The sequence below is a fragment of the Pannonibacter sp. CBAS1226 genome, from assembly GCF_055685825.1.
In genome coordinates this window covers 1-12,670 of the sequence record NZ_JBVOUO010000011.1, presented here as the reverse complement: position 1 = coordinate 12,670, position 12,670 = coordinate 1, and the positions used below count along the sequence as shown (strand labels likewise).

Annotated in this window: 10 protein-coding genes; 7 read left to right on the top strand and 3 right to left on the bottom strand. The window is 65.6% G+C overall.

Features of this window, described 5'->3' with window-relative positions:
• The first annotated feature begins 239 nt into the window (after positions 1-239).
• From AC0CMF_RS22105 to AC0CMF_RS22090, 4 genes are read left to right on the top strand one after another with little or no spacing between them, the layout of a single operon-like run.
• Positions 240-2,546 carry a TonB-dependent hemoglobin/transferrin/lactoferrin family receptor gene (locus AC0CMF_RS22105; protein ID WP_374631125.1) on the top strand — a complete coding sequence of 769 codons (2,307 nt, stop codon included), beginning with the start codon at positions 240-242 and terminating at the stop codon, positions 2,544-2,546.
• 4 nt (positions 2,547-2,550) lie between these two features.
• Positions 2,551-4,299 (top strand): ABC transporter ATP-binding protein/permease, encoded by a 1,749-nt coding sequence (locus AC0CMF_RS22100; RefSeq protein WP_374631123.1) that lies wholly within the window; start codon positions 2,551-2,553, stop codon positions 4,297-4,299.
• A complete protein-coding gene (locus tag AC0CMF_RS22095) occupies positions 4,296-4,991 on the top strand; it encodes a hypothetical protein (RefSeq protein WP_374631121.1) in 696 nt (231 codons plus the stop codon). The genes AC0CMF_RS22100 and AC0CMF_RS22095 overlap by 4 nt, the downstream gene beginning before the upstream one ends.
• Positions 4,988-5,836 (top strand): ChaN family lipoprotein, encoded by an 849-nt coding sequence (locus AC0CMF_RS22090; RefSeq protein ID WP_374631119.1) that lies wholly within the window; start codon positions 4,988-4,990, stop codon positions 5,834-5,836. The genes AC0CMF_RS22095 and AC0CMF_RS22090 overlap by 4 nt, the downstream gene beginning before the upstream one ends.
• Before the next feature lie 4 nt (positions 5,837-5,840).
• On the opposite strand, the gene AC0CMF_RS22085 is transcribed toward AC0CMF_RS22090, so the two are convergent.
• A complete protein-coding gene (locus AC0CMF_RS22085) occupies positions 5,841-6,740 on the bottom strand; it encodes a helix-turn-helix transcriptional regulator (RefSeq protein WP_244274543.1) in 900 nt (299 codons plus the stop codon).
• Between the two features lie 238 nt (positions 6,741-6,978).
• Here AC0CMF_RS22085 and AC0CMF_RS22080 point away from each other — a divergent pair, with 238 nt between their 5' ends.
• Genes AC0CMF_RS22080 through AC0CMF_RS22070 form a run of 3 tightly spaced genes read left to right on the top strand, consistent with a single transcriptional unit; the run spans position 6,979 to position 11,412 of the window.
• Positions 6,979-9,021, top strand: coding sequence for a TonB-dependent receptor (locus AC0CMF_RS22080; RefSeq protein WP_374631116.1), 2,043 nt, complete (start codon positions 6,979-6,981; stop codon positions 9,019-9,021).
• A gap of 4 nt (positions 9,022-9,025) precedes the next feature.
• Complete coding sequence (locus AC0CMF_RS22075) at positions 9,026-10,243, top strand: MFS transporter (protein ID WP_374631114.1); 1,218 nt, start codon at positions 9,026-9,028, stop codon at positions 10,241-10,243.
• On the top strand, positions 10,240-11,412 hold the full coding sequence (locus AC0CMF_RS22070; RefSeq protein WP_374631112.1) for an FAD-dependent monooxygenase: 1,173 nt from the start codon (positions 10,240-10,242) through the stop codon (positions 11,410-11,412). The genes AC0CMF_RS22075 and AC0CMF_RS22070 overlap by 4 nt, the downstream gene beginning before the upstream one ends.
• Before the next feature lie 14 nt (positions 11,413-11,426).
• On the opposite strand, the gene AC0CMF_RS22065 is transcribed toward AC0CMF_RS22070, so the two are convergent.
• Both AC0CMF_RS22065 and AC0CMF_RS22060 read right to left on the bottom strand, forming a co-directional pair.
• Entirely contained in the window at positions 11,427-11,693 is a 267-nt protein-coding gene (locus AC0CMF_RS22065; RefSeq protein ID WP_374631110.1) for a cytochrome C oxidase subunit IV family protein, read from the bottom strand.
• 4 nt (positions 11,694-11,697) lie between these two features.
• Positions 11,698-12,273 (bottom strand): cytochrome c oxidase subunit 3, encoded by a 576-nt coding sequence (locus AC0CMF_RS22060; protein ID WP_374631108.1) that lies wholly within the window; start codon positions 12,271-12,273, stop codon positions 11,698-11,700.
• Positions 12,274-12,670: the final 397 nt, after the last annotated feature.

Sequence of the window (12,670 nt, the reverse complement as noted above, 5' to 3'; positions counted from 1 at the left end):
CAGAACCGCCCGGATGCCAGCCATCCGGGCGGTTTTTCTTTGCGCTGGTGGAAAGCCCGGTCCGGCGGGTGTCATCGTCGCGCCATATTTAATACTTGACTCTTAATATCAGGTTTTATATTTCCCGGTTTGTATGAACGGCCGTCATCCTTGCCGTTCTCCCAGCCAGCCCAAAGCAAGCAGTCACACTGTAGACCGGCTCCATCCGCACAGCGGGGAGCTGCCGGGGAGCTATTTTCATGTCGAGATACGAAGGGCGCAAAGCCCTCTGGCTGGCGGGCTGCGCCGGCCTCGCCCTCCTGTGCGCGCAGCAAGACCAGGCCCTTGCGCAAACTGCCGCCCAAACCGCCACCCAGCCGGACGCTGCGGCGGCCGAAGCGCAGGCCAAGGCCGACGCGCAGGGGCTGATCACCCAGCTCAGCCGCGTCACCCTGTTCGCAGACCGGCAGGAAACGGCGGTTCTGGATGTTCCGGCGCATGTCTCCGTCGTCACCGGCGCGGATATCGAGCGGCTGGGCATTTCCGACATGCAGCAGCTGACGCGCTATCTGCCCGGCGTCACCGTGGCCCGGCAGACCAGCGCCACCGATCCGTTCAACACCTTCAGCGGCTTCATCGTGCGCGGCGTCGGCGGCAACCGGGTGCAGATGCTGGTGGATGGCTCGCGCGTCGCCGAGCGCATCACCGATGGCACCCGCGACTATCTGGACCTCAACTTCGTCCGTCAGGTCGAGGTGGTGCGCGGCCCGGCCTCGGTGCTGTGGGGGGCGGATGCCCTTGGCGGCATCGTCGCGGTGGAAACGCTCGATCCGGAAGACGTGCTCAAGGGCCGCAGCATGGGCGGGCAGGGCCGGGTGGCCTATGACAGCCTCAACGGCTCGGGCACGGTATCAGGCGTGTTTGCGCAGCGCTGGTCGGACACATTTGCCGTTCTGGCGGCGGTGTCCCGCCAGTCGGGGCATGAGGCACGGCTCTCCAACGCCCGCGCCGATGGCGGCATCTATGGCTGCCCGCGCAATCTGGCCGCCGGACAGTTGCCCTGCAACAAGCTCGACAGGATGGGCACGGACAGTTACCGCGGCCTGCTGAAGTTCGTCTGGACGCCCACCACCGAACACCGGCTGGAGCTCTCCGCCGACATGATGCGCCGGGATACGGATGTGGACTACACCCGCACCCTCGGCCGCCAGACCAATGGCAATACGGTCACCTCCTACGACCGCAAGCTGGAGCTGACGCGCCACCGCTTCGGCGCCGAGCATCAGTGGACGCCGGAAAACGGCCTGCTGGATTCGCTGAAGACTTCCTTCGCCTTTGCCCCGCACAAATATGACCGCAGTGGCCTTCAGCGCGGCACAACGGCCGCCCTGCAGGCCTACCGGACCGAGGACCTGCTTGGCTATTCGGAAGATTTCTACGAACTCGACGTTCAGGCCACCAAGAGCTTTGCCACCGGCGCTCTGTCGCATGAACTGACCTTCGGCTTCGACGGGGATTATTCCACGCAGGACTATGTCCGCCGCGACCGCACCACCAACCTCGTCACCGGCGCGGTGACCGAGGCGCGGGCAGGGGGCTTCAACTTCGCCAATGCGCAGACCCGCCGGGCGGATGTGTATGCGCAGGACAAGATCGGCCTGTTTGACGGCAAGCTGGAGCTGACGCCGGGCCTGCGCTTTGCCACCTACCGCATCGAGCCCAAGCCCGATGCCGACTACAAGCTGGTGGCCGGCTCCCCACCGTTCGTGCGGCAGGACAACGAGCTGCTGAAAAGCCTCGGCGCGCTCTACCGGGTGGACCAGACCTGGTCCGTCTGGGGCAAGTATGGCGAGGGCTTCAAGATGCCGACCGCCCAGCAGCTCTACACTTCCGTTCCCGGCAGCTTCTTCGATCTTGTCCCGGCAATGGACCTGAAGCCCGAATATGTGCGCTCGCTGGAAGCTGGCGCAAGGGCAGAGATCGACAACGGCTATGTCGCCGTCACCGCGTTCCATGCCCGCTACACGGACTTCATCCAGAACTTCTACAACCCGCCAGGCACCAGCATCTACACCTACCGCAATCTCTCCAAGGTGCAGGTCTGGGGCATCGAGGTGGAGGGCGCCTACAGCCTGACGCGGGATCTGACGGCCACCGCCAGCCTGTCCTGGCAGAAGGGCATCCAGAATGTCTCGGCGGATGCAGACACCACGCCGCACACGCTGCCGCCGCTGACGGCGGTGCTGGGTCTCAGTTACGCGATCCCGGATTACAACCTGACGTTTGATGCGGTGACGACCCTGGCAAGCCCCGTTTACAAGGTGGGCGAAGTCAACGGCTTCAAGCCGGGCGGCTATGCCCTGCTGGATCTCTTTGCCAGCTGGAAGGTCAGCGAGATGGCGTCCTTCGATGTGGGGGTGAAGAACGTCTTCGACACCCGTTATTTCGAGGCCTCCGCCGCGGGCATGACCCTGCGCCCCTCCACGTCCGTTGCCAGCCAGAACCCGCTGGAACTGCAGACTGGCGCCGGGCGGACCTTCTCCGCCGCCTTCAACGTGAAGTTCTGAGCCCATGCGCACAGTTCTCGCCCGTATCTTCCGCCTGACGCGGCTTGCCGCGTCGGGCCCCGGCGCGCCCGTGGCGCTTGTTCTTTATGCTGTTGTTCTCAGCCTGCAATTTGCCGCCGTCTGGGTGTCGGTGCAGCTCATCAACTGGAACAAGGCCTTCTTTGATGCGCTGGAAAAGCGGGATGCGGCGGAGGCGCTGCTTCAGGTCGGTCATTTTGCCCTGCTGATTTCCGCCTCCGCCGCCTGCTTCCTCGCTGGCGACTGGCTGCGCAAGCGGCTGCAGATGCGCCTGCGCGAGCGGCTGACCGCCTGCGTGCTGGAGGCCTGGCTCGCCAACAAGGCCTACTGGCATCTGCGCCCCGGCTTTTCGGCGCAGCCGGTGGACAATCCGGACCAGCGCATTGCCGAAGATTGCCGCAAGTTCATCGAGCGGCTGCTCATCGAAACGCTGGACGTGATCTCCAATGTGGTGGCGCTCGTCTCCTATGTGGCGGTGCTCTGGTCGCTCTCGGCTGTTCCGCTCAGCTTCACCCTGTTCGGTGTTGATGTGGAGATCGCGCGCTACATGGTCTGGGCCGCCTTCCTCTATGTGGCGGTGTCGAGCCTGATGACCCACCTGCTGGGCCGTCCGGTGAAGGGGCTCCTGTTCCAGCAGGAGCGGCGCGAGGCGGATTTCCGCCATGCGCTGGTGCAGCTGCGCGAAGGCACCGATGAAATCGCCCAATCCTCCGGCGAAGAAGCCGAACGCCGCCGCCTTGAGCGCAGGTTCGGTGAAATCCGCCGCAACTGGCACCGGCTTATCCGCGCCGAAGTCATCCTCGGCCTGTTCGTCCGTCCCTATATGCAGACGATCCTGCGCATTCCCACCTTTCTGGCCCTGCCCGTCTATTTCGCCGGGAACCTGACCCTCGGCGGGCTGATGCAGCTGGCGCAGGCCTTCTCGACCACCGCAACGACCCTCAGCTGGTTCATCTTCTCCTACCGGGATCTGTCGGAATTCGCCGCCGTGTCGGAGCGTCTGGATGGCCTGCTGGCGCTGGCGCGCCATCCGCAGACGCCTGAGGGCGTGCCGCAGGCGGTCACACGCGGGCCTGCCCCCGGCGGCGGCCTGGCGCTGCGCGGTGTGGCGCTCTCCACCCCGCAGGGCATGCGGCTGGCGCCGGTTCCCGATGTGGCGCTGCGCCCCGGCCAGTGCCTCTGGGTGGCCGGGCCATCGGGGGTGGGCAAGAGCACGCTGCTGGCGGCGCTTTCCGGCCTCTGGCCCTTTGGCGAGGGCCGCATTTCCATGCCCGAGGGGCCGCGCCTTGTGCTGCCGCAGGCCCCGCGGGTCTTCCCCGAGGGCCTTGCCCACGCCGCCACCTATCCGCTGGAGCCGGAGGAGGTGGGGCGCGAGGTCATCGAGGCGGCACTGAGGGCGGCCGGCCTCGGCCACAAGCTCGCCGCGCTGGATCTGCCGGGGGCGGAGGGCTTTGCGGGCCTGTCCATGGGCGAGCGCCAGCGCCTTGCCCTGGCGCGGGTCTTCATCCACCGGCCTGCCGTGCTCATTCTGGACGAGGCGACCAGCGCGCTTGATGCCCGCAGCGAGGTGGATCTGCTGGCCCGGCTGCGGGCGGCGCTGCCCGGTGCCACGATCATCTGCGCCGCCCACCGTCCGCCCGAAGCGCTGGGGGACTACGTGACCCTGCATCTGACCGCCCCGGACGCTGATACCCGCCCGGAGCCTGAATTATCCGCCACAGGAGCCCTTGCATGAGTGAAGAGATCAAACGCCACCGCCTTGACGCGGCGCCCGCCGCCGTTCTGGCGCTGCTGCCGGAGATGGACCGGCTGATGGTGATCGTGCGGTCTGGCGGCAGCCTGCACGAGCGGATCGGGCCGGTGGAGCGGGTGGTGCGCGAAAGGGATCTGCTGCGCATCGAAGGCGTCTGCCATGACAGCGAGATCCGCCTTCCCCTGATCAAGGCGGTGGATTTCGACACGTCTTCCGTGATGAAGGACAAGGTCTATCCGCGTCTTGATTTTCTGGGCTCTGGCGGAGAGGTGCTGTTCTCGGTGACCGGCATGGAGGGCGAAGCGCCCTTTGCCGCCGCCCTTGCCGCTTTCCTGCGCCTGCCGTCCCTGCGCCCGGAACATCCCGGCACACCGGCGGGGCCGGAAGCGGCAGAAGAGGGCGATGCAGGCGGGGCCTTTCTGGAGGGCCTGACGGGCAGGGGTGAGGCGGCGATCCGCTTCGAGACCGCTGCCATCACCCAGCAATGGACCGGCCCGGTGGAGACCATCCGTCCGATGAGCGGCTATTTCAACATCATCACCAGCCACTTCCACCTGCATCTGCAGGCCGGCAGCGTCAGCGGCTGGAGAGTGGCGGACGGCTGGCAGCATGCGCTTGGCGCGGGCGGCGAAGCAGGCGCCCTTGCCATCCGTCACCCGGCGGCCGCCGCATGAGCGGGCACTCCTCTCCCGTCCGTCCCGGCATCTGGCTGGCGCCAGCGGATGGGCCAGAAGGCGGGCCTGAAGGTGCGGTGCACGTCAGCCATCAGGAGGTGCTGCGCCGTGCGGCTTCCGCGCCCGCCGTCCTTTTGGGCGAGCAGCATGACAAGGCCGCCCAGCACCGCTGGCAATTGTATGTGGCCGCCGGGCTTCTGGCGCTGCGGCCCGGCATCGTCATGGGCTTCGAGATGTTTCCCGCAAGGCTCGATCCGGTTCTGGCCCGCTGGGTGGCCGGGGAGCTGAGCGAGGCCGAGTTTCTGGAACAGGCGGAATGGGGCACGGTCTGGGGCTTTCCGGCAGAGCTGTACCTGCCGCTGTTCCGCTTCTGCCGCCAGTTTGCCATCCCCATGCACGGGCTCAACTGCCGCCGCGCGCTGGTCAGCGAGGTGGGCAAGGAGGGCTGGGAGGCCATCGCGGAAGAGAACCGTGACGGGCTGACCCCCGCCGTGCCCGCCACCCCGGCCTACCGGCAATATCTGTTCCAGATCACCGGCGGCGGCGCGCCCAACCGCAAGGCGGCGGGCCCCGATGATCCGGCCTTTGACCGTTTCGTCCGCGCCCAGCAGGTGTGGGACAGATCCTTCGCCTGCCGCATCGCCGCCCTGCGGGCCCGGCCGGAACCGCCGCTGGTGATCGGCATCATCGGGCGCGGACATCTGGAATTCGGCCACGGCACCCCCGCCCAGCTGGCGGACCTTGGCATCACCGGCACGCAAGTCCTGCTGCCCCATCTTGATGCAGCCCCGCCCGCTGCGGGCATCGCCCATGCGCTCTTCTGCCTTGATCCGGAGGAGGTGTGAGGGTTCACCGCCCCGTATAGCGGCTGGGCAGGACGCCCTTTTCCTCCCGGAACACCTTGCTGAAATGGCTGAGGTTTTCAAAGCCAGTGGCAAAGGCGGCATCGGTGACGCTCGCGCCCGAGGCGAGCAGCCCGGCGGCTGCGTCCAGCCGGGTGCGGCGCAGGAAGGCGTGAACGGACGTGCCGATGGCGATGCGGAAGCCTTCCTTCAGCCGCCGCTCGTTCAGCCCTGCTTCGCGCGCCAGCCGGGGAATGGTCCAGTCCTCGCTGTACTGGGTTTCGATGAGTGAGACGGCCTTGTCCAGCCGCCGTTTCTCGTCATCACTCAAGGGCTTCAGGGGGCGTTCCCCGGCCTGCTGGCGGGTCAGCGCGTCGAGGCCGATGCTCAGCGCCTCGATGGCCTTGCTGTAGAGATGCACCTGCCGGAGCTGTCCTTCCGGATAGCGGCAGCTGATCAGGGCGCTGGCGGCGGCCTGAAGCTCCGGCGGGGCCCTGAAGCCGATCAGGAACACGTCTTCATCCGGCAGGCTGTGATCGGTGATGACCGCGCCGCCAAGCCGGGCGAGCGAGAGGCCGCCCAGCTTTTCCAGCAAGGGTTTTTCCACGCGGATGTCGGCGATCTGCAGCCGCCGTCCGCCCAGCACATGGTTCTCGCCGCGCGTGACCCGGTCGCAGGCAAAGAAGACGGCCGTCCCCGGCGCGATGGCAAGCGGCCTTGCCCCGTCCACGGACAGGGTGCCTGCGCCATCCAGAAACACCGAGAGGGAAAAAGTGGCAGGCCCCTCAGGGTGAAACACGAGATCCCGCGGCGGCACCACGTCGATCATGTAGACCGTCACGTCATCGCCGGCCTGTTCCACCCGCGTGGCTTCCCGCCAGCCGAGAAGGTCAATCTCGGCGTCCACAGTCTTTCTCCAGTTCCCCGCTGATGGGGCGGGGGAGATGCCGTCCTGTCGCGTCATGCCCGTGAATTCATGAGTGTCGTGCCGTCCATCCTGTGTGGGAGGGCTGTGGAAGTCCCGATTCCGTCAAAGCCTGTCCTGAAAACGTTAGCCCGGCGCCTTAAAAGTGGAATAGATAGCTCATGTTTTAGTTGGACGGGTCGAGGGGATCAAGATGCCGCGTTGCCAAAAATTGGCTCTCATGGGAACTGTGTGCCTGCAGGCACTGGCGCTTTCGCTGGATGGAAGCCTGGCACAGGAGGCTGCAACAGCCACTGAGCTGGCCACTGAGCTGGAACGGATCACCATTACCGCATCAAAACGCGAGCAGGAACTCGGCAAGGCCGACATGTCCGTCACGGCGGTGAGCGGTGAAGAGCTTGCGGCGCAAGGCATTGCCACGGTTGAAGACCTGCAAAAGGTGTTCCCGGGCGTTTCCACCGGCATGCGCGGCAACCGGGTTTATTCCAACGTCACCGTGCGCGGCATGTCCTCACCGGATTACTTCAATCCAACGGTTCAGGTCTATATCGACGGCGTGCCGCAGCTGCCGTCGGTCTTCGCCCAGCCTTTGGGGGAGGTGGAGCGGGTGGAGCTTCTGCGCGGCCCGCAGGGCACGCTCTACGGCGCCAATGCCTATGGCGGCGTCATCAACATCATCACCCGCAGGCCGGACAAGAACCGCTACTACATTCAGGGCAACATTTCCCCCAACGAGCCCGGCACGGAAGCCGGCGGCACGATTGCGGTGATCCCCGGTTCCCTGTTCCTGGATTTCGCTGCGAATTACAGCTATTTCGCCGGGGACATCGATAACGCCACCAGCGGCAAGGACAATGTGAACATTGCCGGTGAAGGCGGTGGCCGCGCCACCTTGCGCTATGCGCCCGAAGGCGGTGATTTCGACGGGCTGATCTCCTTCGCGCAGCAGAAGCTGCGCTCCCACGAGGAACTGTATGTCTTCCCCGGCAGCGTCAATTCCCGCACCTATGAAAGCGCGCTCTATGGATCGGTGCCGCTGCTGACACGGGATGTCACCACCCTGTCGGCGCAGGGTAACTACCATCTGGGTGACGTCACCCTCAGCAGCGTTTCCAGCTATCAGAAGAGCGACGTCACCCGGGATTTCGGCGCAGGCCCCGGCACGCGCTACTCCTGGCCGCAGGAAGAGGAGATGTTCTCGCAGGAACTCCGGCTGGCTTACGAAGGCGAGCGGTTCAGCGGCGTTGGCGGGCTCTGGTACAGCCACAATGATTTCATGGGCTGGAAGGATGCGATTTCACCCTGGTACGGCGATTCCACCAACAACGTGGTCAGTGACAGCTTTGCCGCCTTCGGGGAACTGACCTGGCATGCCACCAGCCGCCTTGACATCACCGGCGGCCTGCGCGCCACCCATGACCGCTCCGAAATCGATGCCTTCCGCGCCGACAGCTACAGCACCGGCATGGGCTTTGATTTCAACCGCAAGGCCAGTTTCTCCAGCGTGCAGCCGAAACTGGCGCTCGGCTATCAGTTTACGCCGGATCTGCGCGGCTTTGCCGTGGTCTCGCGCGGTTACAAGCCGGGCGGCTTCAACCACAGCATTTCCTCTACCATCGATGCGGCACCCTACAATCCGGAATCGGCGTGGAACTTCGAGGCCGGTGTCCGCTCCGATCTGCTGGATGGCCGGGCCAGCCTGGCGGCGTCCGTCTACCATATCCGCTCGTCCGACAAGCAGATCTATGTCGGTCAGATCGGACAGCAGTTCATCCGCAATGTGGGCGAGGCGGAAAGCACCGGCATTGAACTGGAAGGCACATGGCGCGCCACAAACCGCCTGACGCTGACCGGCAACGCGGCTTTCGGGAAGTCCAAGTTCACAGACTTCACCGACCCCTACACCGGCACATCCTATGACGGCAACCGCATTCCCTATGCGCCCGATTTCACGGGTCATCTCAACGTGGCCTTCCTGCTGAGCGACAGCATTTTCGGTGGTGCGCTGACGGCAAACGGGGCCGTGCACGGCTTCTCGCAGAGCTATTTCGACGAGGCCAATGTTGCAGGGCAGGGGGCTTTTGCCACCTTTGATGCCAGCCTTTCCCTTGCCCGTGAGGACGGGTTCAGCGGCAGGCTCTATGTGCAGAACATTGCGGACACGAGCTTCAGAACCTCCGGCTACATCGGCTCCGGCGGCACCGAACTGGCGACGCTCGGCAAGGGCAGAACCTTCGGCCTGACCTTCCGCAAGGAATTCTGATCCCATGCAGGCCGCATCTACTCTCTCCCTGCCGCGCGTGCTTGTCGCGGCAGGGGGGCTTTATACCGCCCAGAGCACTATCGGCGGCCTCACCTTTCTTGGCCTTCCGGCAGCCCTCAGGGCCTCGGGCATGGCGATGGAGCATATCGGCCTTCTGTCGCTGATCATGCTCATCTGGGCCTTCAAGTTTCTCTGGGCCGTGCCGGTGGAGCGCTGGCGCATCCGTGCCGATGGGGGGCGCCGGACGGGCTTCACCGTGCTGGCCGGTCAACTGGTTGCGGCAGCGGCGGTGGCCGGGCTTGGCCTGCTCGCTGGCTATGGCTTGCCGGTGATGCTGGTGCTGCTGGCCGTCATGGCCTTTGCCTCTGCCACCATCGACACCGCCTGCGACGGCTTTCTCATCGAACGGGTACCCGAAGGCCGCAGGGGGCTGGGCAACATGGTGCAGGTGGGTGGCGGCTATCTCGGCATGGTGCTGGGCGGCAGCCTCTTCGTCTGGATCTATGCCGGGTCCGGCTGGACGGTTGCGGCGGGCGTGATGGCGGCTCTGGTGCTGCTTCTGTCCGCACCGCTGGCGCTGCTGCGCGAACCGCCGATTGCGGCAAGCAGGCGGGAGCGCGGCGGCCTGCTGGCTGCCCTGCGGCGGCGGGACATGCAGGCCGGCCTTGCGATGATCGTGGCTTTCGAGGCAGGCGGCCGCTTCGTGCAGGTGCTGGCCGGGCCTTATCTGGTGGATGCGGGACTGCCGCTTGAGCTGGTTGGCACCCTGACCGGCGCCGGCAGTGTCGCCGCCGGGCTTGCCGGCACCACGGGCGGCGGGCTTGCGGTGCAGAAGCTTGGCGCGCCCCGTGCGATGCAGCTTGTGGCGCTGGGGCAGATCCTTGTCATCGGGCAGCTGGCCTTCGCTGCGGCCATGAGCCCGGTCAGCCTCACGCTGCTCTCCGCTCTTTTCGTCCTGCAAATGGCGGTGATGGCGGCAGGCTTTGTGGTCAGCTACTCGCGCCTGATGGCGCTTGCCTCACCGGATCAGCCGGGGGCGGATTTCTCACTCGTCCAGTCGGCCAGTGCGCTCACCGGTGCCGTAGCCGGTTTTTCCGGCGGCATGCTTGCCGGGCAATTCGGCTTTCCGGTGGTTTTCGCCCTGGCTGCGGCCCTGGCGCTGCCGGTTCCTTTCATTCTCGCCCGTCTTGAAGGGGCAATCAGCGGAAAGTCCTCCTCATGACCAGACCCCTGGCGATCATTTCCGGGGCCGGTGTGGCCGGTCTGGCGGCGGCTTGGTGGCTGGACCGGGCAGGCTGGCGCACGCTGATCATCGAGCGGGCGGAGCACCTGCGCGGCAATGGCTATATGCTCGGCCTGTCCGGGCTGGGCTATGAAACCGCCTGCCGGATGGGCATTCATGACAGGCTGGCGGCAGAAGCCTACGAGATCAACGAGAATGTCTATCTCGACAGCCGTGGCCGGGAGATCCTGCGCCTGCGCTACCGGGATTTCATCAAGAACCTGCCTTATCTGGCAGTGCGCCGCACCACCCTCGTCAAGGCGCTTCAGGATGTGCTGCCGGCCAGTGCCACCTTGCGCTTCTCGCGGCAGATTGCGGGCTTCGTGGATCACGGGGCCCCGGTCACGGTGACGCTGGACAACGGCGAGGAGCTGACCTGCGATCTGTTGATCGGAGCCGATGGCGCGCGCTCTGCCCTGCGGCGTCAGCTTTTCGGGGCCGATGGCGCATGTTTGCAGCCGCTCGGCTATTATTTTGCCGTCTATGACCTTGAGGCGCCGAAGGAGTTCGACACCGATTTCGTCTCCTATGCCGAGCCGGGCCATCTGGCGGAATATTATTCCCTCAACGATGGGCGCCTTGCGGCCATGCATGTCTGGCGCGATGCGGCACCGGGGCTGGAGCGGCAGGCGGACAAGGCGGCCCTGCTTGCCACGGTCTGCGCGCAAAGCCATCCGAAGGTCCGTCATCTGACGGATCAGCTGCGCCTCTCCGGCGCGCGCCCGGTCATCGACAGCCTGACCATGATCGACCTGCCGCGCTGGTCCAGCGGGCGCGTGATGCTGCTGGGCGATGCAGCCCATTGCCTCACGCTTGTCTCGGGGCAGGGTGCGGGCATGGCGCTGGCCTCGGCGGAGATGCTGGCGGAGGCGCTGACGGGACCGGCTTCGGTGGAGGAGGCGCTGGCCCGCCACGAAGCCCGCCTGCGGCCCGTCATCACCCGCCTGCAGGCCCGCAGCCGCAAGATGGCGGCGGTCTTCATTCCGCAGAGCCGCTTCGCCTTCCACCTGCGCAACATCGTCATGCGCAACATGCCCAGATCCTGGCTCGGGCATTATTTCACCCGCTCGCTGCGCAGCGAGATCGAGCTGGCAAGGGGGAACGGCTGAGGCCCCGGCAGCCCTCACAGCCCGCGACTGGCCAGAAGATGCAGGGCGAGGAGGAGGCAGAGGAGAAGGGCGAAGCCGCCGCCGAGCCCCACCTGCCAGCCGCGCCCGGCGTGGCGCAGTTCGGCGAAGACCAGCAGCACGGTCATGACCTTGACGAAGGTGAGCGCGAAGAGCAGCGGCGCGAGGCTGGCGGGCAGGGCGCCGGCTGGGAGGGCGATGATGGGGAGTGACAGGGCGGTCAGCACCAGAAGGGCTGCCGCGCTGATGTGCAGGGCTCTCATCGCATCACCTCAGGATATAGACCGTGGGAAAGATCAGCAGCCACACGATGTCGGTGAAATGCCAGTAGCGGATAAAATCCGGCAGGTTCTGCGCCTGTGACCGGGCAAAGGACACCAGCAGCAGCACCAGCCCGAGGATGACATGCAGGGCGTGGAAGCCGGTCAGCAGGTAATAGATCTGCGCGAAACTCTCCTCATAACTGAAGGCCTCAAGGCTCTGCGCATATTCGCCCGCCTTGAACACCAGAAACAGGCTGCCGAACCCTGTTGCCCCGGCGAGAAAGGGCCGGATGCTGCGGCCAAGGCGCTGGCGCTCCACCGCAATGGCCGCCAGCCAGCCGCTGAGGATGAGCGCAAAGGTCTCCATCAGCGCCGCAGTGCCGGAAAGCTGCGCCTGCCCGGCGAGAAAGGCCTCCCGGTTCAGCAGCTTTGCCACGCCAAAGCCGCCCAGCAGCAGGGCAAACACCGCAACATCACCGAGGATGAAGATCCACATCAGCACATTGCCGGGCAGGCCTTCGAGATCTTCCTGCTCCGGTGGGGCTGTTGCTGACGGGTGGGGCATCGGATGGGCTTTCATGTTCGCGCTCACGGCGGTAGTTGGTGTTGACCCGGCACGGCCTATCTGTCCCCCTCCCCTCAAGGGGGAGGGGAAATGAGGGGCCTCAGCCAGAGAAGCAAACTCCTGAAACTGCTTACCTTTTCCAGCATCAAAGCACGGCGTTTCAGCTCCTCTCCCCCTTGAGGGGCAGTGTTTACAATGGACGCACGGAGGAGGAATGCACAGGCATGATGGCAGGGCCCCTCCGCTCCCCTCCCCCTGGTGGGGAGGGGTGAGGGGTGGGGGGCTCTGAGCCTGCAAGGGTTTGAGAAGGCGAACTTTTCCTGAAGAAGCTGGAGAGGAGAAACGGGCTGTAATCAATGGATACTCTGCCAGCCGGAAAGGCCTTCCCCCCACCCCTAACCCCTCCCCACGA